Origin of the sequence: Rubrivivax rivuli, from assembly GCF_004016505.1 — a bacterium.
Taxonomy (GTDB): Bacteria; Pseudomonadota; Gammaproteobacteria; order Burkholderiales; family Burkholderiaceae_C; genus Rubrivivax; species Rubrivivax rivuli.
The window spans coordinates 431,443-454,475 of sequence record NZ_SACR01000002.1 but is presented as its reverse complement, the minus strand read 5'-3'; the positions used below and the strand labels follow the sequence as shown (position 1 = coordinate 454,475).

23 protein-coding genes and 1 pseudogene are annotated in these 23,033 nt (G+C 69.7%); 15 read left to right on the top strand and 9 right to left on the bottom strand.

Going from position 1 to position 23,033, the window contains the following annotated elements:
• The first annotated feature begins 57 nt into the window (after positions 1–57).
• The gene (locus tag EOE66_RS06630) at positions 58–2,436 is read left to right on the top strand and encodes a penicillin-binding protein 1A (RefSeq protein WP_128227880.1); all 2,379 of its coding nucleotides are present in this window, start codon (positions 58–60) and stop codon (positions 2,434–2,436) included.
• Here EOE66_RS06630 and cyaY read toward each other — a convergent pair.
• Positions 2,433–2,783: an iron donor protein CyaY gene (gene cyaY / locus EOE66_RS06625; RefSeq protein WP_128227879.1), complete on the bottom strand. Its 351-nt coding sequence runs from the start codon at positions 2,781–2,783 to the stop codon at positions 2,433–2,435. The two genes, EOE66_RS06630 and cyaY, sit on opposite strands and share 4 nt — an antisense overlap.
• Before the next feature lie 12 nt (positions 2,784–2,795).
• Between cyaY and lptM the strand changes: the two genes are divergently transcribed.
• Complete coding sequence (gene lptM / locus EOE66_RS22455) at positions 2,796–2,993, top strand: LPS translocon maturation chaperone LptM (protein WP_205702642.1); 198 nt, start codon at positions 2,796–2,798, stop codon at positions 2,991–2,993.
• Positions 2,990–4,264, top strand: coding sequence for a diaminopimelate decarboxylase (gene lysA / locus EOE66_RS06615; RefSeq protein ID WP_128227877.1), 1,275 nt, complete (start codon positions 2,990–2,992; stop codon positions 4,262–4,264). The genes lptM and lysA overlap by 4 nt, the downstream gene beginning before the upstream one ends.
• Positions 4,265–4,315: 51 nt before the next feature.
• On the opposite strand, the gene EOE66_RS06610 is transcribed toward lysA, so the two are convergent.
• From EOE66_RS06610 to EOE66_RS06585, 6 genes and pseudogenes are all read right to left on the bottom strand, one after another.
• On the bottom strand, positions 4,316–5,308 hold the full coding sequence (locus tag EOE66_RS06610; RefSeq protein ID WP_128227876.1) for an ABC transporter ATP-binding protein: 993 nt from the start codon (positions 5,306–5,308) through the stop codon (positions 4,316–4,318).
• A complete protein-coding gene (locus EOE66_RS06605) occupies positions 5,305–6,282 on the bottom strand; it encodes an ABC transporter ATP-binding protein (RefSeq protein WP_128227875.1) in 978 nt (325 codons plus the stop codon). The genes EOE66_RS06610 and EOE66_RS06605 overlap by 4 nt, the downstream gene beginning before the upstream one ends.
• Positions 6,282–7,217: an ABC transporter permease gene (locus tag EOE66_RS06600; protein WP_128227874.1), complete on the bottom strand. Its 936-nt coding sequence runs from the start codon at positions 7,215–7,217 to the stop codon at positions 6,282–6,284. Before EOE66_RS06600 ends, EOE66_RS06605 begins: the two co-directional genes overlap by 1 nt.
• Before the next feature lie 7 nt (positions 7,218–7,224).
• Positions 7,225–8,206 (bottom strand): annotated as a pseudogene (locus EOE66_RS06595) (ABC transporter permease).
• 38 nt (positions 8,207–8,244) lie between these two features.
• Positions 8,245–8,937: a DUF3047 domain-containing protein gene (locus EOE66_RS06590; RefSeq protein WP_128227873.1), complete on the bottom strand. Its 693-nt coding sequence runs from the start codon at positions 8,935–8,937 to the stop codon at positions 8,245–8,247.
• Between the two features lie 151 nt (positions 8,938–9,088).
• A complete protein-coding gene (locus EOE66_RS06585) occupies positions 9,089–10,087 on the bottom strand; it encodes a porin (protein WP_128227872.1) in 999 nt (332 codons plus the stop codon).
• A gap of 230 nt (positions 10,088–10,317) precedes the next feature.
• On the opposite strand from EOE66_RS06585, the gene coq7 reads away from it, so the two are divergent.
• Positions 10,318–10,944 carry a 2-polyprenyl-3-methyl-6-methoxy-1,4-benzoquinone monooxygenase gene (gene coq7 / locus EOE66_RS06580; RefSeq protein WP_128227871.1) on the top strand — a complete coding sequence of 209 codons (627 nt, stop codon included), beginning with the start codon at positions 10,318–10,320 and terminating at the stop codon, positions 10,942–10,944.
• A 36-nt stretch (positions 10,945–10,980) separates the two neighbouring features.
• Here coq7 and EOE66_RS06575 read toward each other — a convergent pair whose 3' ends face one another.
• Positions 10,981–11,403 carry an OsmC family protein gene (locus EOE66_RS06575; RefSeq protein ID WP_128227870.1) on the bottom strand — a complete coding sequence of 141 codons (423 nt, stop codon included), beginning with the start codon at positions 11,401–11,403 and terminating at the stop codon, positions 10,981–10,983.
• Between the two features lie 299 nt (positions 11,404–11,702).
• Between EOE66_RS06575 and ilvA the strand changes: the two genes are divergently transcribed.
• Both ilvA and EOE66_RS06565 read left to right on the top strand, forming a co-directional pair.
• Positions 11,703–13,295, top strand: a complete 1,593-nt coding sequence (gene ilvA, locus EOE66_RS06570; RefSeq protein ID WP_128227869.1) for a threonine ammonia-lyase, biosynthetic — start codon at positions 11,703–11,705, stop codon at positions 13,293–13,295.
• 45 nt (positions 13,296–13,340) lie between these two features.
• Positions 13,341–14,444 carry a nicotinate-nucleotide--dimethylbenzimidazole phosphoribosyltransferase gene (locus EOE66_RS06565; RefSeq protein ID WP_128227868.1) on the top strand — a complete coding sequence of 368 codons (1,104 nt, stop codon included), beginning with the start codon at positions 13,341–13,343 and terminating at the stop codon, positions 14,442–14,444.
• 31 nt (positions 14,445–14,475) lie between these two features.
• Here the strand turns inward: EOE66_RS06565 and EOE66_RS06560 are convergent, their stop codons facing one another.
• Positions 14,476–15,075, bottom strand: coding sequence for a hypothetical protein (locus tag EOE66_RS06560; protein ID WP_128227867.1), 600 nt, complete (start codon positions 15,073–15,075; stop codon positions 14,476–14,478).
• Positions 15,076–15,173: 98 nt separating this feature from the next.
• Here EOE66_RS06560 and gspG point away from each other — a divergent pair, with 98 nt between their 5' ends.
• From gspG to gspD, 9 genes are all read left to right on the top strand, one after another.
• The gene (gene gspG / locus EOE66_RS06555) at positions 15,174–15,635 is read left to right on the top strand and encodes a type II secretion system major pseudopilin GspG (RefSeq protein WP_205702663.1); all 462 of its coding nucleotides are present in this window, start codon (positions 15,174–15,176) and stop codon (positions 15,633–15,635) included.
• Positions 15,610–16,125 (top strand): prepilin-type N-terminal cleavage/methylation domain-containing protein, encoded by a 516-nt coding sequence (locus EOE66_RS06550; protein ID WP_128227866.1) that lies wholly within the window; start codon positions 15,610–15,612, stop codon positions 16,123–16,125. The genes gspG and EOE66_RS06550 overlap by 26 nt, the downstream gene beginning before the upstream one ends.
• Positions 16,122–16,505: a type II secretion system minor pseudopilin GspI gene (gspI, locus tag EOE66_RS06545; protein ID WP_128227865.1), complete on the top strand. Its 384-nt coding sequence runs from the start codon at positions 16,122–16,124 to the stop codon at positions 16,503–16,505. The genes EOE66_RS06550 and gspI overlap by 4 nt, the downstream gene beginning before the upstream one ends.
• Positions 16,502–17,182, top strand: coding sequence for a PulJ/GspJ family protein (locus tag EOE66_RS06540; protein ID WP_128227864.1), 681 nt, complete (start codon positions 16,502–16,504; stop codon positions 17,180–17,182). The genes gspI and EOE66_RS06540 overlap by 4 nt, the downstream gene beginning before the upstream one ends.
• Positions 17,179–18,150, top strand: coding sequence for a type II secretion system minor pseudopilin GspK (gene gspK, locus EOE66_RS06535; protein ID WP_128227863.1), 972 nt, complete (start codon positions 17,179–17,181; stop codon positions 18,148–18,150). Before EOE66_RS06540 ends, gspK begins: the two co-directional genes overlap by 4 nt.
• A 101-nt stretch (positions 18,151–18,251) precedes the next feature.
• Complete coding sequence (gspL, locus tag EOE66_RS06530; protein ID WP_128227862.1) at positions 18,252–19,526, top strand: type II secretion system protein GspL; 1,275 nt, start codon at positions 18,252–18,254, stop codon at positions 19,524–19,526.
• A complete protein-coding gene (locus EOE66_RS06525; RefSeq protein ID WP_128227861.1) occupies positions 19,523–20,056 on the top strand; it encodes a type II secretion system protein M in 534 nt (177 codons plus the stop codon). The genes gspL and EOE66_RS06525 overlap by 4 nt, the downstream gene beginning before the upstream one ends.
• A 2-nt stretch (positions 20,057–20,058) precedes the next feature.
• Positions 20,059–20,886 carry a type II secretion system protein N gene (gene gspN, locus EOE66_RS06520; protein ID WP_128227860.1) on the top strand — a complete coding sequence of 276 codons (828 nt, stop codon included), beginning with the start codon at positions 20,059–20,061 and terminating at the stop codon, positions 20,884–20,886.
• Positions 20,883–23,024, top strand: coding sequence for a type II secretion system secretin GspD (gspD, locus tag EOE66_RS06515; protein ID WP_128227859.1), 2,142 nt, complete (start codon positions 20,883–20,885; stop codon positions 23,022–23,024). The genes gspN and gspD overlap by 4 nt, the downstream gene beginning before the upstream one ends.
• Positions 23,025–23,033: the final 9 nt, after the last annotated feature.

The window sequence follows — 23,033 nt, the reverse complement described above, 5'->3', positions numbered from 1 at the left end:
GACCGGGCGGTGAAAACCCGCTCCCTATAATCTTTCGACCCGGTTCCCGGGTTCTTTATGGCTGCCACCGACGACGCCCGCGCCCCAGCAACATCTCCAGCCTCAGGCCAGCGTCTGCCGGGATGGGCGAGGGTGGGTCTGCGTGTGGCCGGCTGGCTGTTCGGCTTGGCGCTGGCCGGGCTGTTGGCAGTCTTGTTGCTGGTGGGTGTGGCGCTGGCAGTGGCCTACCCGAACTTGCCCGAAATCAGCAGCCTGGCCGATTACCGGCCCAAGCTGCCCCTGCGCGTTTATTCGACCGAGGGCGTCCTGCTTGGTGAGTTTGGCGAAGAACGGCGGAATTTCCAGCCGATTGCACAGATTCCGCAGGTCATGAAAGACGCGGTACTGGCCGCGGAGGATGCGCGCTTCTACCAGCACGGCGGTGTCGACTACAAAGGCGTCGCCAGAGCCGCCCTCGAGAACCTGCGCGACGCCCGCAGCCAGGGTGCGAGCACCATCACCATGCAGGTGGCGCGCAATTTCTACCTCTCGACCGAAAAGACATTCACACGCAAGATTTACGAAATCCTCTTGGCGCTGAAGATCGAGAACCTGCTGAGCAAGGACCAGATTCTCGAGCTCTACATGAACCAGATTTTCCTGGGGCAGCGCGCCAACGGATTCGCGGCGGCTTCAGAAATCTATTTCGGCAAGAAGCTGAAGGACGTCACGGTGGCCGAGGCGGCCATGTTGGCGGGTCTGCCCAAGGCGCCTTCGGCCTACAACCCCGTTTCGAACCCTCGCCGGGCCACGGTGCGGCAGCGGTACATCATCAACCGCATGTTCGAGACCGGCTTCATCACCGAAGCCCAGCACGAAGAGGCGCTGGCCGAGAAACTGCGCTACCGCACCCAGCGCGAGAGCGCACCGCACGCCGAGTACCTGACCGAGACGGCGCGCCAACTGGTTTTTGCCCAGTACGGCGAAGACACCTACACGCGCGGCCTGAACGTCTACCTCACGGTCAAGGCTGCCGACCAGATCGTGGCCTACCGTGCGCTGCGGCGGGGCCTGATGGACTTCGAACTGCGGCAGGTCTACCGCGGCCCCGAGGCCTACACCACGCTGCCGGCCGACGAGGCTCTCATCGACGCACGCGTGGCCGAGGCCCTGGCCGACCACCCCGACAACGATGACCTGCGTGCCGCCGTGGTGCTGGAAGCGTCGCCGCGCAAGGTGGTGGCGATGCTGCAGTCGGGCGACACCGTCACCATCACGGGCGAGGGCCTGAAGCCCGTCACCTCGGGGCTGTCCGAGAAGGCGCTGCCGCAGAAGCAGATACGGCGCGGGGCCATCGTGCGCGTCTACAAACACCCGGCTTTCAACAAGGGAGAGTGGCTGCTCACACAGGTGCCGGAGGTCGAGGGCGCTTTCGTCGCGCTCGATCCGCGCAACGGCGCCATGCGGGCGATGGTGGGCGGCTTCGATTTCGGCGGCGGCAAGTTCAACCACGTCACGCAGGCCTGGCGCCAGCCGGGGTCGAGCTTCAAGCCCTTCATCTACTCGGCCGCGCTGGAGAAGGGCTTCACGCCTGCCACCGTGGTGAACGATGCGCCGCTGTTCTTCGATGCAGGCGCCACCGGAAGCCAGCCCTGGGAGCCCAAGAACTACGACGGCAAGTTCGATGGCCCGATGCCCTTGCAGACGGCCTTGGCCAAGTCGAAGAACATGGTGTCCATCCGCGTGCTGCAGGGCACCGGCACCGGGTTTGCGCAGGAGTGGATCCAGCATTTCGGCTTCGAGCCCGACAAGCACCCGGCCTACCTGACCATGGCCTTGGGTGCCGGCTCGGTCACACCGCTGCAGATGGCCACGGCCTACAGCGTGTTTGCCAACGGCGGCTTTGGCGTGCAGCCGCAGTTGATCGAACGCATCACCGACCAGAAGGGCAAGGTGCTGCTCGAAGCGAAGCTGCCGCCTTTCGACGAAAGCCAGCGCACGCTGCCGGCGCGCAATGCCTTCGTGATGGGCACGCTGTTGCAGGAGATCACACGTTCGGGCACGGCCGCCCGGGCGCAGGCCACGCTCAAGCGGCCAGACCTCTACGGCAAGACCGGTACGACCAACGATTCGATGGACGCCTGGTTTGCGGGCTTCCATCCCACGCTGACGGCGGTGGTCTGGATCGGCTACGACACGCCCCGCAAGCTCGGCGACCGTGAAACGGGCGGTGGGCTGTCGCTGCCGGTGTGGATCGAGTTCATGCAGCACGCGCTGCGCAACGAGCCGGTGCAGGAACTCACCCCACCCGAGGGTGTGATCCAGGCCGGTCCCTACTGGGTCTTCGACGAGTTCGCAGGCAAGCAGGGCATCGCCAGCGTCGGGCTGGACGACAAGGTGCCGCAGCCCCCCAGCACCGAAGAGCGCAGCAGCATCCTCGACCTGTTCAAGCGCTAGAACTGCAGCGGCTGGCCGCCCTGCAGAGTGGCGTGCGCGTTCAAGGCAGCGAAGAACTCGCTGCCATCGCGTGTGTCGCGCCACGCGCCATCGGCCCAGCGGTAGTGGAAGCCCCCGCCGCGCGCCGCCATCCACACCTCGTGCAGCGGCGGCTGCGTGTTGACGATGATCTTGCTGCCGTTGGGAAAGCTCAGCTCCAGGAGGCCGCCGCTGCGGTGCGTGTCGATGTCGATGACATCGTCCTGCAGCCAGCGGTCGGCCGCGGCTTCGATGCGGGCTAGCAGCGCGCTGGTCTCCTGGGCGTAGGCCTGGTCGCTGAGCGAAGAGCCGGTGAGGGTGCCACTCATAGAATCGTTTTCATGGACAGACCAAGGGCGGTAAGTTTAGTGGCGCGCCCGGCCACCCCCTTGGCGGCAGGGCCGCGCGTGCGTTTCGGTGCTGCCGCGTCGCTGATGGCAGCGGTGCTGTTGGCCGGCTGCGGGCAGAAGGGCCCGCTGAGCCTGCCGGGCACCTCGCCAGCCGCTCCCGCCAACACCGCTTCGGCGCCCACGCGATGAACCTGCCCGGCGCCCCTTTCCTGGCCCGACAGGGCCGCGAGCTTTGCCTCGAAGGTCATGCCTTGGCCGAACTGGCTGCGCGCTTCGGTACGCCGCTGTATGTGTACTCGCGCGGTGCGATGCTGCGGGCCTTCCAGGCCTACGAACGCGCCCTGCATGGGCGCCGCCACCTGGTCTGCTACGCGATGAAGGCCAATTCCAGCCTGGCGGTGCTGCAGACGTTCGCCCAGGCCGGCGCGGGCTTCGACATCGTCTCGGGCGGTGAACTCGCGCGTGTGCTGGCCGCTGGCGGCGACGCCAGCCGCGTGGTGTTCTCGGGCGTCGGCAAGACGCGGGCCGAGATGCGGCAGGCATTGCAGGCCGGCGTGCGCTGCTTCAATGTCGAGAGCCAGGACGAGCTCGACACGCTCAACGCCGAGGCCCTGGCCAGCGGTTGCCGCGCGCCGGTGAGCCTGCGCGTGAACCCTGATGTCGATGCCGGCACGCACCCGTACATCAGCACGGGGCTGAAGGGCAACAAGTTCGGCATCGCGCATGCGCAGGCGCTGGGCGCCTACCGCCATGCGGCCTCCTTGCCGGGGCTGCACGTGGTGGGCATCGATTGCCACATCGGCTCGCAGATCACGCAGCTGCCGCCTTACCTCGATGCGCTGGACCGCCTGCTGGACCTGGTGGAGGCCGTGGAAGCCGCCGGCATCCCCATCCATCACGTGGACGTGGGCGGCGGCCTGGGCATCACCTACACCGACGAGACCCCGCCCGACGCCGGCGCGCTGGTGCGCGCGCTGCTGCAGCGCCTGGACGAGCGCGGTCACGGCCACCGTGAGGTGCTGTTCGAGCCGGGTCGTTCGCTGGTGGGCAATGCCGGCGTGCTGCTGGCCGAGGTGCTGGTGCTCAAGCACGCGCTGGATGCCGAGGGCAAGAACTTCTGCATCGTCGATGCGGCGATGAACGACCTCGTGCGCCCGGCCATGTACGAGGCCTGGATGGGCATCGAACCCTGCGTGCAACGCGACGGCCCGGCGCCGGTGTGGGACGTGGTGGGCCCGGTGTGCGAATCGGGCGACTGGCTGGGCCGCGCGCGCGCACTGGCCGTTGCGCCGGGCGACGTGCTGGCGGTGCTGTCGGCCGGCGCCTACGGCATGACCATGGCCAGCAACTACAACACACGCCCACGCGCCGCCGAGGTGATGCTCGACGGCCCTCGGGTGCACCTGATCCGCGAGCGCGAAGACGTGCGCCAGCTCTTCGCTGGCGAGCGGCTGCTGTGAGATGAACCGATGGCCGCAGCGCCTGCAAGGCGCCGCGGCTGGTGCATCAGCTCAGATGCGCCCTTCCTGCACCGCGTGGCAGGCCACCTCGATGCCCTGGAAGCGCGTGAGCGCCGGGCGCTCGCTGCTGCAGCGCGCGTTGGCGTGCGGGCAGCGCGGGTGGAAGGCGCAGCCACTGGGCGGGTTCAGCGGGTTGGGCACCTCGCCCTGCACCGGCGTGCGGGCGCGGCCCGTCATGTGGATGTCGGGAATGGCGTCCAGCAGCATGCGCGTGTAGGGGTGGCGCGGACTGCCGAAGAGCTCGGCCTTGGGCGCCACTTCCACCAGCCGGCCCAGGTACATCACGCCGACGCGGTCGGCCACGTGGCGCACCACGGCCAGGTTGTGGCTGATGAAGAGGTAGGTCAGGCCCTGCGTCTTCTGCAGGTCCTTCATGATGTTGAGCACCTGGGCCTGCACGCTGACGTCCAGCGCCGAAGTCGGCTCGTCGCAGACCAGGAACTCGGGCTGCGTGGCCAGTGCGCGTGCAATGGAGATGCGCTGGCGCTGCCCGCCGCTGAACTGGTGCGGGAACTTGTCGCAGTCGGCCGCGGCCAGGCCCACCTGCTGCAGCAACTCGCCCACGCGCTGGCGCAGCGCTTCCTTGCCCGGCACGAGGCCGTGCTCGCGCAGCGGCTCGCCGATGATGTCCAGCACCTTCCAGCGCGGGTTCAGGCTGGCGTACGGGTCCTGGAAGATCATCTGCATGCGCCGCCGCAGCGTGCGCAGTTCGGCCGCGTTGCGGCTGGCGTTCGTGGCCTGGCCGTCGAACTGCACATCGCCGCGGGTGGGGCTGTAAAGACCCACGAGCAGGCGCGCCACCGTGCTCTTGCCGCAGCCCGATTCGCCCACCAGCGCCAGCGTCGTGCCCTTCTCGATGCTGAAGCTCACGCCATCGACGGCGTGCACGAAGAGCTTGGGCTGGCGTTCGATGACACGGTTCAACCAGGGCGCCGAGACGTCGAAGGTCTTGGCCAGGTCACTCACTTCCACCAGGGCGCTCATGCCGCAGCTTCCTTGTTCACCAGCCAGCACGCCGCGCGCGTGGCGCCGGCATCTTGCAGTTCAGGGCGGTCTTGCCGGCAGCGTTCGAACACCTGCGGGCAACGCGGGTTGAAGGCGCAGCCGCGCGGGATGGCGTTCAGGCGTGGCATCGCGCCGTCGATCTGCAGCAGCCGTTCGCGGTCTTCGTCCATCGCCGGGATGGAGCCCATCAGGCCGCGCGTGTAGGGGTGGCTGGGCCGGTGGATGACCTCGCCCACGGGCCCGATCTCGGCCACGCGGCCGGCGTAGAGCACGGCCACGCGGTCGCAGGTTTCGGCGATCACGCCCATGTCGTGCGTGACCAGCATCACCGCCGCACCATGCTCTTTGCAAAGCCGCTTCAGCAGCGAAATGATCTGCGCCTGGATCGAGACGTCCAGCGCCGTCGTGGGCTCGTCGGCCACGATGAGCTTGGGCTCGGCCGCCAGGGCCAGCGCGATCACCACCCGCTGGCGCATGCCACCACTGAACTGGTGCGGGTACTGGTCGATGCGCTGTTCGGCCGCCGGGATGCCGGTTTCCTGCAGCAACCGGATGGCGCGCTGGCGGGCCTCTTCGGCGCTGACAGGCAGGTGCGTCTGGATGGTCTCCACCAGCTGCCGGCCGATGGTGTACAACGGGTTCAGCGAGGTCAGCGGGTCCTGGAAGATCGCGCCGATCTGGCGGCCGCGGATCTTGCGCATCTCTTCGTAGGGCAGGTTGTCGATGCGGCGACCGCCGAGCAGGATTTCGCCACCCGCGATGCGCCCGGGCGGCTCCAGCAGACCGATGATGGCCGCGCCGGTGAGGCTCTTGCCGGCGCCCGACTCGCCCACCACGCCCAGGATCTCACCCGGTGCGATGTCGAAGTTGATGTCGTCCAGCGCCAGCAGCGTGCCGCGGCGGGTGGGGAATTCGACGCGGAGGTTCTTCACCTCCAACAAGGGCGTAGCCATCAGCGGAGTCTTGGGTTCAGGGCGTCACGCAGCCAGTCGCCCAGCAGGTTCACGCTCAGGGCGATCAGCACCAGCATCACGCCCGGGAAGATGGTGATCCACCACTCACCAGAGAAAAGGAAGTCGTTGCCGATGCGGATCAGCGTGCCCAGCGACGGGCTGGTGGGCGGCACGCCGACGCCCAGGAAGGACAGCGTGGCCTCGGTGAGGATCGCAGCAGCCACCTGGATCGTGGCCAGGACCAGCACCGGCCCCAGCACGTTCGGCAGAACGTGCTTGAACATGATGCGCAGCGGCGCCACGCCGATCACGCGCGCGGCCTGCACATACTCTTTGTTGCGCTCCACCAGCGTGCTGCCGCGCACCGTGCGCGCGTACTGCACCCAACCCGTGAGCGCGATGGCCAGCACCAGCACGCCGAGGGCCAGGGTGTCTTGTGCGTTCGGGAACATCGCACGGCCCACGCCGTTGATCAGCAGCGCCACCAGGATGGACGGGAAGCTCAGCATCACGTCGCACACGCGCATGATGAACGCGTCGACCTTGCCGCCGATGAAGCCCGACAGCAGCCCCAGGCCCACGCCCACCACCACCGAGAGCAGCACCGAGGCCAGGCCCACCGCCAGAGACAGGCGCGCACCGTAGAACAACGCCGAAAGGATGTCGCGGCCCTGGTCGTCGGTGCCGAGCAGGAAGCGTTTGTCGCCGCCTTCCTGCCAGGCCGGTGGCAGGCGCGCGTCTGACAGGTTCAGCGTCGCCAGATCGAAGGGGTTGTGCGGCGAAACCCAGGGCGCGAAGACCGAGCAGAAGACGCAGAGCACGGCGATGACGGCCGCCAGCATCGCCATCGGCGAGGTCTTGAAGCTGTGCCAGATGTCGCTGTCGAGCCAGCGCGCCAGGCGCCCCGGTTGGGCGGGAGAAGTCGGTGTGCTCATGGGGAACTCAGTGGCCAGCGGCCGATTTCTCGATGCGCAGGCGCGGGTCGACCAGGAAGTACAGAAGGTCGACGATGAGGTTGACGATGACGAAGATCAGCGCGATGAGGCACAGGTAGGCGGCCATCACCGGGATGTCGGCGAACTGCACCGCCTGGATGAAGAGGAAGCCCATGCCCGGCCACTGGAAGACGGTCTCGGTGATGATGGCGAAGGCGATCAGGCTGCCCAGCTGCAGGCCGGTGATGGTGATCACCGGCACCAGCGTGTTCTTCAGCGCATGGCCGAAGTAGACGGCACGGTTGGTGAGACCGCGCGCGCGCGAACTTGACGTAGTCGGTGCGCAGGACTTCCAGCATCTCGGCGCGCACCAGACGCATGATCAGCGCCAGCTGGAAGACGCTGAGCGTGATGGCCGGCAGGATCAGGTGCTGCCAGCCGTCCACGCTGAGCAGTCCGGTGCTCCAGCCGCCGAGCATCACGGTGTCGCCACGCCCGAAGCTGGGCAGCCAGCCCAGGGTGACCGAAAACACCAGGATCAACAGGATGCCGATCAGGAAGGTGGGCAGCGACACACCCAGCAGCGAGAGCGTCATCACCAACTGCGAGCCGAAGCGCCCGCGGCGCAGCGCCGCATAGACGCCGAGCGGGATGCCAACCCCCAGCGCCACCACGGCAGCGCCGAGCGCCAGTTCCAGGGTCGCCGGAAAACGTTCGGCGATGAGGGTCGACACCTGCCGGCCCTGGCGCAGGCTGAGCCCGAACTCGCCCTGCACGGCGTTGCCCACGAAGCGCGTGAACTGCACGGCGAAAGAGCGGTCGAGGCCGAGGTCGCGGCGCAGCTCGTCGCGCTGTTCCTGGGTGGCGTCCTGGCCGAGGATGCTGGTGACCGGGTCGCCGACGTACTGGAAGAGCATGAAGGCGATGAAGGCCACCGTCAGCATGACGATGACGGCCTGCAACAGGCGACGAAGGATGAAGACCAGCATGGGTGTCGGGAGCAGCGGCAGGGTCCGCCGTCAGTGCATCAGTGCAATTCGACCGGACCGTACCACGAGCGCGCGCGTGACTTGGTGTTGTCGGTGTCGGTCATGACCGCGATGGAGTCCAGCCGGCCTGGCGCTTCGCCGAAGGCCAGGCGGAAATCGTCGGCGAGGTTGCGCCGGTGCTCGCGCCAGCGGCCGCGCGCTTCGGGCCCGGAGTCGACAACGATCTTGCGGATGCGGTCGCTGCGCGGGTTGACGATCACCGTACCCACGGGAGCCGTCGCGTCCCACACGTACATGAGCGTGGCGTAGGGCGGGCGTTCGCCGGTGAGCGCTTCGGCCAGTTCGAACATCACCCGGGTCCGGGCGGGCAGGCTGCTGACGTCGCCCTGGAAGCCGAACAGCACGCGCGCTGGCGCGTCTTCGCGGTCGGCGTGTGCGACGCTGCTGTTCTCTGGCGCTTCACTCACCCACCAGGAGAAGCTCACCTCGCCCAAAGCCTGGGCCTCGCGCGAAACGCGCTTGCGCAGCATGCTGGCCGAGCCGTCGGAGGTTGCGGCAATGGCCTGCCGTCCATCCTTCTGCACCCACCGGTACTCGGTGCTGGATTTGCCGGGCAGTGGCACAGCCTGCCAGCCGTCCGCGGCCGGGCCTTCGGCAGGCGGCTGGCGCGGCGCTATCGAGCAGCCGGCCAGCAGCAGGCTCAGCAGCAGACCGAAAAGGCGGGAGGGCATCGGCGACGGTGGTGGTTGGTGCAGGTTCGGGGAGGGTCGGCAACGGGCGCGCCGCAGGGTTGCCCCAAGCTTTCATCCCACAAGAAATTGGCCGCCCGAAGGCGGCCAATCTGGCGATGAATAGCCGCCCCCTCGGAGCGGCTGTCGCAGCTTAGAAGTCGTGGCGGATGCCGACGTCGTAACCCGTGGAGGTCTGACCGGCGCGCATGCCGGCCGGGCCGCTCGGGGAAGCGGTGTAGACGTTGTTGCCCTTGTTGGCGATGCGGCCAAAGTTCGTATACACCGAGGTGCGCTTGGACAGACCCTGGACATAACCCAGGCCGATCAGCGTGGCGCCACTGGCCTTGGCGTACTGGGCCTTGAATGCGCCCGTACCCGTCGGGATCACCGCAGCCACCGTGGCCAGCTTGCGCTTCGTGGTGCTGTAGTCGGCCTGCTCATAAGACGCGTGGAAGGTCGCGAACCCGGCATTGAAAGAGCCACCGAAGATCAAGGAGGTCGCGTCGTCGACCATGCCACCCGTTTGGTCGGCCTTGCCGTACGCGCCCGAGAAATTCAGGGGGCCGGCGGCGTAACCCAGGCGGAAGCCGGTGTACTTGTTGCCGCGTGCACCTTCTGGGGCAGCGATCATCACCTGACCGTACAAACCGCCCATGGCGGGCAGGAAGTAGCTGATCGAGTTGTTGTTGCGAGCAGCCAGACCGGCGTTACCGACGGGCGTTGCGTAGAAGCGGCTGCGCAGGTTGCCGGTAGAGGCCACGCCAACGTAGGCGAAGGGATCGTGCGACACGAAGGTGTTGAACACCGGGTTGTAGTCACGACCCAGGCGCACTTCACCGAAGCTACCGATCAGGCTCACGGTGGAACGACGCTGCCAGCTCTGGCCCGCTGCTTGGCCATCATCAGCGGAGAGGTCGCCTTCCAGCCAGAAACCCGCACGCAAGCCACCGCCCAGATCTTCGACGCCGCGCACGCCCAGGCGGCTAGAAACTTGGCCGTTGGGGCTGACCGACTTGATGGAGCCAGCGTTGCCGTTTTTCACACTACGGGCAGCCAGGTCAACGATACCGAACAGGGTGACCGACGACTGAGCCGAAGCCACGCCCGCGAACGCAGTCAGCGCGGCCAGGGCGAGCAGGGATTTTTTCATTGCAGCTATCTCCTAGGTTGAACGTGAGGTCCCGATCGGGGTGGTCACCCTGCGAGGGGCGGATCAGGCCAACCTCCTCATCGGAAGTTGACGGTATTGCACCAGACGGGTCTCAGCCTTGCCAAGGCATGCTCTGGAAACCACCAAGGAAATGAACACATCAATGTTGTCTGCCAGCAACGCGTGGCAGTTCCTGGGAAAGGTGGGTGATCGGCTATCCTGAGGCCATCATGGAAAGCACCGATCGCTTTTTGTCCAGCATCGACAACGCCTTGCGCACGCTCAGCGGCGCCGTGCATGCGGCACGGGCCGTGCCTGCGCAGCCAACGCCGCCGGCCCACCTCGGTGACGAGGAACGGCGCCTGTCGGGCGCGCTGATGCGCGTGAACCACGTCGGCGAAGTCTGCGCGCAGGCCCTTTACCAGGCGCAGGCCCTGACCGCCCGCACGCCCGCCTTGCGCCAGCAGATGACCGAAGCCGCGCGTGAGGAGACCGACCACCTCGCGTGGACGCAGCAGCGCCTGGCAGAACTCGGCGATCGGCCCAGCCTGCTGAACCCGCTCTGGTACGCCGGCGCTTTCGGCATCGGGCTGCTCGCCGGCCGGTTGGGCGATGCCGTCAGCCTGGGTTTCGTCGTCGAGACCGAGCGCCAGGTCGAGCAGCACCTGGCCGGTCACCTCGACCGCCTGCCTGCCCATGACGAACGCTCGCGGGCGATCGTGGCGGCCATGAAGGACGACGAGGCCCGCCATGCCGACCATGCGCTTGCCGCCGGCGCGCTGCCGCTGCCGGCGCCGGTGCGCTGGCTGATGCGCGGCGCCGCGCGCGTGATGACGGGCACGGCCCACCACCTTTGAGGCGCGCGGGGCCGGAGGCGGCCTGTCTCGCCCGGCTCAGGCGTCCAGCAATTCGAAACTGGTCGTGATCTCGGCCGTTTTGCCCAGCATGATGCTGGCCGAGCAGTAGCGCTCGTGCGACAGCGCGATGGCCCGCTCCACGGCACTGGCCGGCAGGCCCTTGCCGGTCACGATGAAGTGCATGTGGATGCGCGTGAAGACCTTCGGGTCCTCAGTGGCCCGCTCGGAACTCAGCTTGACCTGGCAGGCGCGCACATCGTGGCGGCCGCGCTTGAGGATCAGCACCACGTCGTAGGCCGTGCAGCCGCCGGTGCCGGCCAGAACGGTCTCCATCGGCCGCGCGGCCAGGTTGCGGCCTCCACCGTCTGGCGCGCCGTCCATGGTCAGGAAGTGGCCGCTGCCCGTCTCTGCAACGAAGCCCATGCCGGTGCCCGGCATCCAGTTGATGGTGCATTCCATGTCGAATCTGCCCCTTTCAGGCGCGCCGCGCACCGCGGCTTGGATTTGTAGAGTGTGCTCACCAGAACGCTGCGCAGATTGCATATTGCACCGCAGCATTCAGGTGCTATATTGACTTCAAGGGTGGCGTTGCAAGGCGCGCTGCCCGCCGATTGTCTCCTCCACCTCCAACCGGTGGATTCGGCCCGGGGCCCCAAGCCCCGGGCCTTTTTTCTGTCTCGGCCGGTGGCGCCTGGCAGGGCCGGCGAGCCGGGGCGGGCGCCTTATCATCCCGCCCCCATCACTCGAAGAGCCTGCCCATGCCTGCTGGCAAGAGTCCCGGCAAAAGCAGCCCCAGCCTGGCGCCGCCCGCACGCAGCCCGGCGGCCAAGGGCCAACGCATCGCCGCGTCCTACCTGAAGCGGGTGCTGACGGCGCGGGTCTACGACGTGGCGCGCGAAACCCCGTTGGAACCGGCACGCAACCTCTCGCGCCGCCTGGGCAACCAAGTGCTGCTCAAGCGTGAAGACCAGCAGCCGGTGTTCAGCTTCAAGCTGCGCGGCGCCTACAACAAGATGGTGCACCTGCCAGCCGAGGCACTGGCGCGCGGCGTCATCTGCGCCAGTGCCGGCAACCACGCCCAGGGCGTGGCGCTGTCGGCCAAGCGCCTGGGTTGCAGGGCCGTCATCGTGATGCCGGTGACCACGCCGCGGCTCAAGATCGACGCCGTGCAGGCCCTGGGGGGCGAGGTGGTTCTGCACGGCGACAGCTACTCCGACGCCTACGGCCGTGCCGTGGCCTTGCAGGCCGAGGCCGGCCTGACTTTCGTGCACCCCTTCGACGACCCCGACGTCATCGCCGGTCAGGGCACGGTGGCGATGGAGATCCTGCGCCAGCACCAGGGTCCGCTCGATGCCGTGTTCGTCGCCATCGGCGGCGGTGGCTTGATCTCCGGGGTGGCGGCTTACATCAAGGCCGTGCGCCCCGAGGTGCGCGTGATCGGCGTGCAGACCGCCGACTCCGACGCCATGCTGCAATCGGTGCGCAAGGGCCGGCGCGTGACGCTGGCCGACGTGGGCTTGTTTTCCGATGGCACGGCCGTCAAGCTGGTGGGCGAAGAGACCTTCCGCGTGGCGCGCGAACTGGTGGACGACTACGTGGTGGTCGACACCGACGCCGTCTGCGCCGCCATCAAGGATGTCTTTCAGGACACGCGCAGCGTGCTCGAGCCCGCAGGCGCTCTGGGCGTGGCCGCCATCAAGCAGTACGTGGCACGGCACAAGCTCAAGGGCCAGACCATGGTGGCCATCACCTGCGGCGCGAACATGAACTTCGATCGCCTGCGCTTCGTTGCCGAGCGGGCCGAGTTCGGCGAGCAGCGCGAGGCGCTGTTCGCCGTCACCATCCCGGAAGAGCGCGGCTCCTTCAAGCGGTTCTGCGAGCTGCTGGGCCCGCGCTCGGTGACTGAATTCAACTACCGCATCAGCGACGCAAAGGTCGCGCACGTGTTCGTGGGCCTGGGCATTCAGCGGCGTGACGAAGCCGAGCGCATCGGGCGCCAACTGGTGAAGCAGGGTTTCGCCACCGTCAATCTCACCGACGACGAACTCGCCAAGGAACACGTGCGCCACATGGTCGGCGGGCGCAGCGAACTCGCGCGCGACGAGCGGCTCTTCCGCTTCCAGTTCCCCGAGCGGCCGGGCGCGTTGATGCGTTTTCTGGCGGCCATGCACCCGGGCTGGAACATCAGCCTCTTCCACTACCGCAACCAGGGTGCCGACTACGGGCGCATCCTCGTCGGCATCCAGGTGCCGGCGGGTGACGAGGCCGCCTTCGATCACTTCCTGCGTTCCCTGGCCTACCCCTGCACCGAAGAGACGCGCAACCCGGTGGTCGCGCTTTTCCTGCAGTAGGGCCGCCGCACGGCCGCGCCGAACCGCTCGCTACACTGCCGCGCCATGGCCAGTTCGAACCGTTCCCTCGTCACGCCCACCAGCAACCCGCTGCTGGAGAAGGCCTTGCGCGAGAAACTGCAGCGCCGCAACGAGGTGGGTGGCAGCCTGGGCGAACTGGAGCCCCTGGCCATCCGCCTGGGTCTGATGCAGAACTCGCTGAAGCCGCGCTTCCAGCATCCGCAACTGCTCGTCTTCGCCGCCGACCACGGCATCGCCGTCGATGGCATCCGCGATGCCCACGGCCGCGCCACGCACGAGACCGTGCGCATGCTGCTGGCCAACCAGCTGCCGCTGACCGTGTTCGCACGCGCGCAGCAACTGGAAGTGACCGTCGTCGATTGCGGCATGGCCGAGAAACTGCCCCCGCACGACCGCCTGCTGATGCGCAAGATCACGCATGGCACGCGGAACGCGCGCGTGGCTTCGGCGATGACCCTGCAACAGGCCCACGCCGGCATGCGTGCCGGCATGGAGATCGGCGACAAGCTGCGTGGCAACTGCACCGTGCTGGCCGGTGTGGGCGTGGGCTCGCACGAGAGCGCGGCCATGGTGCTGGCGCGCATGACGAACACGCCGGTGCGCGACCTCGTGGTCAGCGGCCCGGAGATGAACAAGGACGAGCTCACGCACCTGCTCACCGTGCTGGAAGCTGCGCATGCACGGCACCGCGATGTCACCGAGCCTATCGAGGTGCTGGCGGCCTTCGGCGGCTACGAGGTGGCTGTGATGGTGGGTGTGATGTTGATGGCCGCCAGCAAGCGACACCTGTTGATGGTCGACGGCATGCCGGCTTGCGCGGCGCTGATGCTGGCGGCGCGCATCGCGCAGCCGGTCACCGACTACTGCCTGTTCTGCCGCAGTCACAGCCACCTCGGGCTGGACCAGGCCCTGAACCTGTTCCGCGCCTCGGCCCTGCTGGAACTGGGCATGGAAAGCACCGACGGCACGGGGGCCACGCTCGCCTGGCCGATGGTCAAGAGCGCTGCGGCCTTGCTCACCGAAGTGGCCGATGGTGAAGACCCGGGGCCTTCGGTGCCTGATGGCCTGGACGATCCTTTCAGCCCCGCCGAACCTGAGCCCTCGCCCTTCGGCGACGCGCTCTACTGAAAGCGGCGCTTCCGAGGCCTATCGCCGCGGCTCAGCGCTGAGGCTGGGTGTCCGCCTGGTTGGGCTGGGGCTCCACCATCTCCTGGGGCTCCACGGCGGGCATCGGTTGCCCTGGCTGGCGTTGCTGGCCGGGCAGGGGCGGCAAGGTGCCCGGGCGCGAGCCGGCGCCCAGATCGGGCAGGCTGCCCGTGGCGGGCGGCGTGGGTGGGGGCAGGTTCAGCGCCACGAGCACGGGGCCGTTGCGCAAGCCCAGGTTCACGCCGCGGGCTTCGACGCTCTGCACGATCTTGTCGCCATCGATGCGGGCACCCACGCGGTAGGCCTTGGGGGGCTGGCCGTCGATGGCGATCAAGGCCACGCCTTCGCGGCCAGCTTGTCGGGGAGGGGCGCTGAGCACCCCCACCAGCTGGAAGCGCGCATCGGCAGCAGCAACAGGCGCGGCTTCGGCCACGGGCGGCGGGGGGTCGTTGCCCAGCAGGCGGGTGAGGTCGCCGCGCGGTGCCGCCGCCGCGCCGGCCACCTGCGTGTGCGCGGGAGCGGCAGGCGCCTTCACGAAGAGCCGCAAGCCCCAGAACAGGCCGCTGCCGGCGACCAGCGCCCAAACTCCCCACGTCCACCAGCGTGCTGACATGCGCGGATTATCATGCAAGCCACCGGCCAATCTGGCCTTCCTGCCTGCCGCCGGCGCCGCCGGCCCCTGGCCATGCGCCCATGCCTTCCATGCCCCTGATGCACCGTCCCCCGTCTGTCGCGCACCCGGGCACCCAGCCCGCCGGCAGGCCACGCGAGCGCGGCTTCACCCTGATCGAACTGCTGGTGGTGTTGGTCATCATCGGCGTGCTGGGCGCACTGATCGTGCCCAACCTCTTCAGCAGCCTCGATGACGCCCGCAGCACGGCCGCGCGCACCGACATCAAGACGCTGGTGGAGGGCTTGAAGCGCTACAAGATCGACAACCAGCGCTACCCCAGCGCCGAGCAGGGGCTCGACGCGCTGGTGCGCAAGCCCACTGCGGGCGCCGTGCCCCCGAACTGGAAGCCCTACCTCGACAAGCTGCCGGCAGACCCCTGGGGTCGCCCCTACCAGTTCCTCAACCCCGGGGTGAACGGCGAGATCGATGTCTTCAGCTTCGGCGCCGATGGCCAGCCGGGGGGTGAAGGCGCCAATGCCGACATCGGTTCCTGGCAGTAGCGGCCCAGGCCGCTCCGCGGCGCTGCGGCGCGCGCGCGGGCGTGGCTTCACGCTGATCGAGCTGCTGGTCGTCATCGCCATCGTGGCGGTGTCGTCGGGCCTGATCATGCTGACGCTGCGCGATGGCCAGGCCGCCAAACTGGAAGAAGAGGGCGCGCGCCTGGCCGCGCTGCTGGAGATGGCGCGCGCCGAGGCCCGCGTCTCGGGCGTGGCGGTGCGCTGGGTGCCCAAGGGGGAGGGCAATGCCGACCCCGACCCGGCGGTGCAGTTCCGCTTTGTCGGCCTGTCTGCGGCGCAGGCCATGCCCACCCGCTGGCTCGACCCTGCCACGCGGGCCGAGGTTGTCGGCGCGCCGCAGGTGCTGCTGGGCCCTGAGGCCATCCTGCCGCCGCAGCGCATCGTGCTGCGGTTGGAAGCACAGCGGCTCGAGCTCGCCAGCGATGGCCTGGGCCCCTTTGCCGTGGCCACGGCCGCCGGCCCGCAGCCGTGAAGGGCCGCACGCGCCCGGCAGGCCGTCGGCACCGCGGCTTCACGCTGCTGGAAGTGCTGGTGGCGCTGGCCATCGTGGCGATTGCGCTGGGGGCCGGCCTGCGCGCCGCGGGCGTGCTCACCGACAACGCCGCACGGCTGGCCGATGTGGTGGCCGCGCAGTGGTGCGCGGAGAACGAGCTCACCGCCCTGCGCATCAGTCGCGTGTTCCCGGGCGTGGGCGAGGCCGACTTCAGCTGCGAGCAACTCGGCCGCAGCTACCCCGGGCAGCTGGTGACGCGGCCCACGCCCAACCCCAACTTCCGCCGCGTCGACGCGGTGGTGAAGGACAGCGAAGGGCGCCCGCTGCTGACCTTGTCCACCGTGCTGCCCAGGCCATGAACCGCGCCTGCTGTTCCGATTGCCGACGCCGCGCCGCCGGCTTCACGCTGGTGGAGGTGCTGGTGGCGCTGCTCATGATGGCGCTGCTCACCACGCTGGCCTGGCAGGCGCTGGATTCGGTGGTGCGTGCGCGCGACGAAGGCCAGGCCTCGGTCGACCGCACCGTGCGCCTGGCCACCGTGCTGACGCAGTGGGAACAGGACCTGCAGGCCCTGCACGACACCGATCTCGTGCCGCCGCTGGCCTTCGACGGCCAGACGCTGCGCCTCACGCGTCGGGCCGAAGGCGGTGTGCAGCTGGTGACCTGGGCCGTGCGCAGCGGGCGTTGGCAGCGCTGGGTGGGGCCCACCGTGGTGCGCGGCAGCGAGCTGCAGGAAGCCTGGCTGCGCAGCCAGCAATTGCTGGGCACCGAGCCTGGCACCGTGCTGCTCAGCGAAGGCGTGTCCAGCTGGCAGATCTACTTCGCGCGCGGCGGGCAGTGGAGCAACGCGCAGTCCAGCGGCAACGTCGTGGCGGTGCAGGGCCCGCCCACGCCGGCCCCTGCCGCCAGCGGGGCCAGCGCGCCCCAGGGCAACGTGCAGCTGCGCGAAGAGCTGCCCGAGGCCGTGCGCCTGCAGATCTTCTTTGGCGAGAAGCCGCTTACGCGCGACATCGCGCTGGGCCCCGCCGGGTCATGAAGCAGCGCGCGGCGGCCCCGGCCCAGCGCGGCGCTGCGCTGCTGCTGGCCATGGTGATCGTGGCGCTGATCGTCACCATCGCCTCCAGCATGGTGTGGCTGCAGACCCGTGCCGTGCAGGTGGAAGCCGCTGAGCGGGCACGCGCGCAAGCGGCCTGGATCCTCGCCGGTGCGCTGGATTGGTCGCGCCTCATCCTGAAGGAAGACGCCCGAGAGGCGCGCAACCGCGGCCAGAACCGCGATTCGCTCGACGAACCCTGGGCCACGCCCCTGGCCGAGGCGCGGCTGTCCACCTTCCTCGCCGCCGACCAGGACAACAACGCCGACAGCGGCCCCGAGGCCTTCATCAGCGGCGCCATCGTCGATGCGCAGTCGCGCTTGAACCTGCGCGGCCTCGTCGATGGCGCCGGCAAGACCGTGCCGGCGCAGGTGGCCGCACTGCAGCGCCTGGCCGACCTGGCCGGCGCCCCGGCCGACACCGCGGCCCGTATCGCCGAGGGCCTGCGCCTGGCGCAACTGCCGCCTGAGGAAGCCGGCGCCGCCGGGGCCCCGCTGCGCCCGGCGCAGGTGGACGACCTGCGCTGGCTCGGCATCGACCCCGCCACGCTGGCGCGTCTGTCGCTCTGGGTCGAGCTGCTGCCCGTGGCCACGCCGGTGAACGCCAATACCGCCCCGCGCGAGGTGCTGCTGGCCGCCATCGACAACATCGACCTCGGCACGGCCGAGCGCCTGGTGCTGGCGCGCCAGCGCAAACCCTTCGACACGCTGGCCGACGTGCAGGCGCTGTTGCCGGCCGATGCCAAGGTGGAGGGCGCGCGCATTGGCGTTGCTTCGGCCTGGTTCCTGGTGTCAGGCCGGCTGCGGCTGGAAGAGCGGGTGCTCGAAGAGCGTTCGCTGCTGCAGCGCGATGGCGACCGTGTCGTCGTGCGCCGCCGCGAGCGCCACAGCTTCACGGCCCCGACACAGTGAGCATCTGCAGCAAGGCCACAATACGCGCCGCCCGGGCCCATGGCCCGTGGCCGACCGGCTTGCGTTCACCCTTTCCTTGTCGACCTGGCGCCTGAGCACCGATGTCCCTGCTAGCCCTGCTGCTCCCCCCGCGCGAACGCCTGACGGCGCGTGCCGCCGGCGCTGCCGATGCCTTGGCCCATGCAGGCTCTGCGCTGAAGCTGCCCGCGCAGTGGAGCTTCGTGTTCAGCAGCGACGGCCGCAGCGTCACCCAGCAGGGCACGGCCGCACCGGCCCTGCTGCCCCGTGCCGACCAGACCGTGCTGGTGCTGGCCGAGGGCGATGTCAGCTGGCACCGCATCGACCTGCCCAAGGCCCCGCCCGCCCGCCTGCGCGCGGCCTTGCTGGGCGTGATGGAAGAGACGCTGCTGGAAGACGACGAGCACCTGCACTTCGCCTTGGCCGAAGGCGCCGTGCCTGGCCAGAGCGGCTGGGTGGCCGTGACGCACCGCCCACGGCTGGCTGCCGCGCTGGCTGCGCTGGAAGCCGCAGGCCTGGCTGTGGAGCGGGTGGTGGCCGCAGCCGGCCCGGTGGCCGCTGGCGAGCCCGCCCGCGGCCATTTCCACACCGCGGGCGACGACAGCGACAGCGCCCCCTGGCTGACGCTGGCCCGCGCCGACGGCGTGGCCTGCTTGCGTGCCGGCCCGCTGGCCCGCGTGCTGCAGCCCGAAGGCGAAGCCGTGCGGTACACCGCCACGCCGGCGGCCACGGCCGCCGCCGAACGCTGGCTGGGGGCGCCCGTCGGCGTGCTGAGTGAAGCCGAGCGTGCGCTGGAAGCCGCGCAGGCCGCCACCAACCTGCGCCAGTTCGACCTGGCCGTGCGCCACCGCGGCTCACGCGCGGCGCGTGACCTGGGCAAGCGCTTCTTCAGCGCCGAATGGCGCCCCGTGCGCTGGGGCCTGGCCGCGCTGGTGGGCGTGCAACTCCTGGGCCTGAACGTCTACGCCTGGCAGCAAGCGCAAAAGCTCGCCCAGCAGCGCGCCCTGATGACGGCGTTGCTGCAGTCGGCCCACCCCGGCGTGCGCACCGTGCTCGATGCACCGCTGCAGATGCAGCGAGAAACCGAGCGGCTGCGTGCCGCGGCCGGCCGCCCGGGTGAGGGTGATCTCGAATCTCTGATGGGCGCCGCCGCCGCCGCCTGGCCCGACGGCCAAGGGCCAGTGCAAACACTGAACTTCGACGGCACGCGCCTGAGCCTGTCGGCGCCCGGTTTCGGCGCGCCGCAACTCGCGCAGATGCAAGAGCGCCTGCGCGGCACGCCGCTGCGCGCGGAACTGGTGGAAGGCCGCCTCGTGCTGGCCCGCGCCACCACCTCGAACCGCAAGCCCACGCCATGAACGCACCGACCGGCACTTCTTCAGGGCCCGCCGCCCCCGGCCGTGGCGCCGCGCAGGCGCTGGCCCCGCTGCGCAGCTGGTGGCGCGCGCTGCCGGCGCGCGAGCAGCGCCTGCTCACCCTGGCTGGCGCCGTGCTCGGTCTGGCCTTGCTGTGGTGGGTCGTGCTGCAGCCGGCGCTTCGCACGCTGCGCACCGCGCCCGCCGCAATCGAAGCCAGCGAGAACCAGCTGCGCGCCATGCAGCGCCTGGCAGCGGAAGCCACCGAACTGCGCAACGCGCCGCCCGTCAACGTCGAACAGGCCGGTGCGGCCTTGCGCGCAGCCACAGAACGCCTGGGCGACCAGGCCAAGCTCTCGCTGCAGGGCGACCGGGCTGTGCTCACGCTCAACGGCATCACCACCAGCCAGTTGCGCGACTGGCTGGCCGAAGCCCGCTCCGGCGCGCGTGCCCGCCCGGTGGAAGCCAGCCTGCTGCGCAGCGGCCCCGGTTACAGCGGCACCCTGGTGCTGGCCCTGGGGGGCGCGCCTTGACGATGAAGCGCTGGGCTGTCGCCGGTGCGGCCACGGGGGTCCTGGTGGCCTTGGTGGCCTTTGCGCCCGCAGCCTGGCTGGCCGGCGCCCTGGCCTCGGCCACGGGGCAGCGTCTGCTGCTGGCCGACGCACGTGGCACGGTGTGGAACGGCAATGCCGTGCTGATACTGACCGGCGGCGAGGGCAGCCGCGACGCCAGCGCCTTGCCCGACCGCCTGCACTGGCGACTGCGCCCCACTGGCGCGGGTTTCACGCTGCACGCGAGCCAGCCTTGCTGCATCAATGGCGAGCAGCCGCTGCGGGTGGCCTTCGGGCTCGGCCGTGTGCGGCTGGAGTTGCCGGCGGCTGGTGCCGACGCGGGCACGGGCCTCGCCGCCGGCCCTGGCCCCGCCTTCGGGCAATGGCCGGCCGCTTGGCTCACAGGCCTGGGCACACCCTGGAACACGCTCCGGCCCACGGGCACGCTGCAGCTCAGCAGCCCCGGCCTGGTGCTGGAGCAGGTGCAGGGCCGTTGGCGCTTCACCGGGCGGCTCGACCTGACCTTGGCCACCCTCGCTTCCCGCCTGTCGACGCTGGACAGCCTGGGCAGCTACCGCCTCACGCTGAGCGGCGATGCCGCCGGCGAGCAGCCCGCGCGGCTGCAGCTGCTCACCACCGAAGGCGCGCTGCAGCTCAGCGGCAGCGGTGAACTGCTGGGCAGCGGCGCCGCCTCGCGCCTGCGTTTCCGCGGCCAGGCCAGCGCGGCCGGCGGCTACGAAGCCGCCTTGGGCAACCTGCTGAACATCATCGGGCGGCGCCAGGGCGCGTCGTCGATCATTTCCATAGGATGAGCATGAACCTTCGGCAACTCGGCCGCTGTGCCTTGGCCCTGGCCTTGCTGGCGCAACTGCCCGCCGGCGCGCAGGACCTCCCGACGCGCTCGCGCGCACCGGTGACGGTGAACTTCGTCAACGCCGACATCGAAGGCGTCACGCGCGCCTTCGCCGCGATGATCGGCCGCGCCATCGTGGTCGACCCGCGCGTGAAGGGCACCATCACCGTCTACAGCGAACAGCCGCAGACCATCCGCCAGGCCTGGCAGAGCTACCAGAGCGCGCTGCGCGGCCTGGGCTTCTCGGTGGTGGAGAGCGGGGGCCTGCTGAAGGTGGTGCCCGAGGCCGATGCCAAGCTGCAGACCGGCACGGTGTCGGTGGGTGAGGTGGGGGCCAAGGGTGACCAGGTCATCACGCAGATCTTCTCGCTGCGCCACGAGAACCCGAACAACCTCGTGCCCATCCTGCGGCCCCTGATCAGCGCCAACAACACCATCAACGCCAACCCGGCGAGCAACTCGCTGGTCATCACCGACTACGCCGGCAACCTCGAGCGCATCGGCCGCATCATCGCGGCGCTCGACCTGCCGTCCAGCACGGGCGTGGAGGTGGTGCCGCTGCAGCACGCCGTGGCCGCCGACCTGGCGCCGCTGGTGCAGCGCCTGAGCGATGCCTCCGCTGCCGCCGTGCCCGGTGTGCCCAACGCTGGCGGCGGCACCACCGTGGTGGCCGACTCGCGGGCCAACGCCTTGCTGGTGAAGGCCGCCAACCCCGCGCGCCTGGCGCAGGTGCGCGCCACCATCGCGCAGCTCGACCGCCCCAGCACGCTGCTGGGCCCGGGCGGCGGCATGTGGGTCGTGCACCTGAAAAACGCCGAGGCCACGCGCCTGGCCACGGTGGTGCGCGCGGCCTTCGGGGCTTTCGGCACCGGGGCCAGCGGCAGCGCTGCGGCCAGCACCGGCAGCGTGGCCACGCCCGGCGCGGGCACTGCCCCCACGGGGGCGCCCCAGGGCACGCCGGGCAGCCAGGGCACGGGCGGCGGTGCCGTGGCGGGCGCCGCCCAGCCCAGCACGGGCGGCTTCATCCAGGCCGACCCGGCGACGAACTCGCTGATCATCACGGCGCCCGAGCCGCTCTACAAGCAGGTGCGCGCGCTCATCGACCAGCTCGACACGCGCCGCGCGCAGGTCTACATCGAAAGCATGATCGTCGAGGTGGCCGGCGGCGACGCGGCCGACTTCGGCTTCCAGTGGCAGGGGCTGCTGGGCCAGAGCGGCGACCGCACCGGCCTGGCCGGCGGCACCAACTTCACGCCCGCCGGCGGCGTGGGCAACATCATCAGCGTCAACACCGGCGCGGTGCAGGGGCAGATCAACCTCGGCCAGGGCCTGAACGTGGGCTTGCTGCGGGCCTACAACGGCGTCACCTCGCTGGCGGCCATCGCGCGCATGCTGCAGAGCCAGGCGCAGACCAACATCGTCAGCACGCCGACGCTGATCACGCTGGACAACGAAGAAGCCAAGATCGTCGTCGGCGAGAACGTGCCCTTCATCACCGGCCAGTTCACCGGCGTGGGCGGCACCAGCGGCGCCACCACCAACCCCTTCCAGACCATCGAGCGGAAAGACGTCGGCATCACGCTGCGCATCCGCCCGCAGATCGGCGAGGGCGGCGCGGTGCGCATGACCATCTTCCAGGAGCAGAGCAGCGTCAAGCAGGACACCGCGGCCGGCACCACCAACGCCGGCCCCAGCACCACCAAGCGCAGCTACGAAGGCGCGGTGGTGGTGGACGACGGCGAGATCCTCGTGCTGGGCGGCCTGATCGAAGACCGTTTCGTCACCAACCAGAGCAAGGTGCCGCTGCTGGGCGACATCCCCTGGCTCGGCGCGCTGTTCCGCAGCGAGAGCCGCGAACGCCGCCGCACCAACCTGATGGTCTTCCTGCGGCCCATCGTGATGCGCGACGCCGAGGCCGCCAACCGCTTCTCGGCCGACCGCTACGAGCAAATGCGCGGCCGCCAGCAAGACGCGCAGCCTGCGCCCAGCGTGGTGATGCCGATCAACGAATCGCCGGTGCTGCCGGCGCGGCCCTCGGCCAGCCAGCCCTTGGGCAGCGCCCCGGCTGCCGCGCCCGCACCGGCACCGCGCCCCTGATCGCAGGCC

What these genes read in the sequence shown, in the direction of transcription:
- EOE66_RS06630 (WP_128227880.1), top strand. Translation starts at nt 58, where the DNA reads ATGGCTGCCACCGACGACGCCCGCGCCCCAGCAACATCTCCAGCCTCA.
- cyaY (WP_128227879.1), bottom strand. Translation starts at nt 2,783, where the DNA reads ATGAGTGGCACCCTCACCGGCTCTTCGCTCAGCGACCAGGCCTACGCC.
- lptM (WP_205702642.1), top strand. Translation starts at nt 2,796, where the DNA reads ATGGACAGACCAAGGGCGGTAAGTTTAGTGGCGCGCCCGGCCACCCCC.
- lysA (WP_128227877.1), top strand. Translation starts at nt 2,990, where the DNA reads ATGAACCTGCCCGGCGCCCCTTTCCTGGCCCGACAGGGCCGCGAGCTT.
- EOE66_RS06610 (WP_128227876.1), bottom strand. Translation starts at nt 5,308, where the DNA reads ATGAGCGCCCTGGTGGAAGTGAGTGACCTGGCCAAGACCTTCGACGTC.
- EOE66_RS06605 (WP_128227875.1), bottom strand. Translation starts at nt 6,282, where the DNA reads ATGGCTACGCCCTTGTTGGAGGTGAAGAACCTCCGCGTCGAATTCCCC.
- EOE66_RS06600 (WP_128227874.1), bottom strand. Translation starts at nt 7,217, where the DNA reads ATGAGCACACCGACTTCTCCCGCCCAACCGGGGCGCCTGGCGCGCTGG.
- EOE66_RS06590 (WP_128227873.1), bottom strand. Translation starts at nt 8,937, where the DNA reads ATGCCCTCCCGCCTTTTCGGTCTGCTGCTGAGCCTGCTGCTGGCCGGC.
- EOE66_RS06585 (WP_128227872.1), bottom strand. Translation starts at nt 10,087, where the DNA reads ATGAAAAAATCCCTGCTCGCCCTGGCCGCGCTGACTGCGTTCGCGGGC.
- coq7 (WP_128227871.1), top strand. Translation starts at nt 10,318, where the DNA reads ATGGAAAGCACCGATCGCTTTTTGTCCAGCATCGACAACGCCTTGCGC.
- EOE66_RS06575 (WP_128227870.1), bottom strand. Translation starts at nt 11,403, where the DNA reads ATGGAATGCACCATCAACTGGATGCCGGGCACCGGCATGGGCTTCGTT.
- ilvA (WP_128227869.1), top strand. Translation starts at nt 11,703, where the DNA reads ATGCCTGCTGGCAAGAGTCCCGGCAAAAGCAGCCCCAGCCTGGCGCCG.
- EOE66_RS06565 (WP_128227868.1), top strand. Translation starts at nt 13,341, where the DNA reads ATGGCCAGTTCGAACCGTTCCCTCGTCACGCCCACCAGCAACCCGCTG.
- EOE66_RS06560 (WP_128227867.1), bottom strand. Translation starts at nt 15,075, where the DNA reads ATGTCAGCACGCTGGTGGACGTGGGGAGTTTGGGCGCTGGTCGCCGGC.
- gspG (WP_205702663.1), top strand. Translation starts at nt 15,174, where the DNA reads ATGCACCGTCCCCCGTCTGTCGCGCACCCGGGCACCCAGCCCGCCGGC.
- EOE66_RS06550 (WP_128227866.1), top strand. Translation starts at nt 15,610, where the DNA reads ATGCCGACATCGGTTCCTGGCAGTAGCGGCCCAGGCCGCTCCGCGGCG.
- EOE66_RS06540 (WP_128227864.1), top strand. Translation starts at nt 16,502, where the DNA reads ATGAACCGCGCCTGCTGTTCCGATTGCCGACGCCGCGCCGCCGGCTTC.
- gspK (WP_128227863.1), top strand. Translation starts at nt 17,179, where the DNA reads ATGAAGCAGCGCGCGGCGGCCCCGGCCCAGCGCGGCGCTGCGCTGCTG.
- gspL (WP_128227862.1), top strand. Translation starts at nt 18,252, where the DNA reads ATGTCCCTGCTAGCCCTGCTGCTCCCCCCGCGCGAACGCCTGACGGCG.
- EOE66_RS06525 (WP_128227861.1), top strand. Translation starts at nt 19,523, where the DNA reads ATGAACGCACCGACCGGCACTTCTTCAGGGCCCGCCGCCCCCGGCCGT.
- gspN (WP_128227860.1), top strand. Translation starts at nt 20,059, where the DNA reads ATGAAGCGCTGGGCTGTCGCCGGTGCGGCCACGGGGGTCCTGGTGGCC.
- gspD (WP_128227859.1), top strand. Translation starts at nt 20,883, where the DNA reads ATGAGCATGAACCTTCGGCAACTCGGCCGCTGTGCCTTGGCCCTGGCC.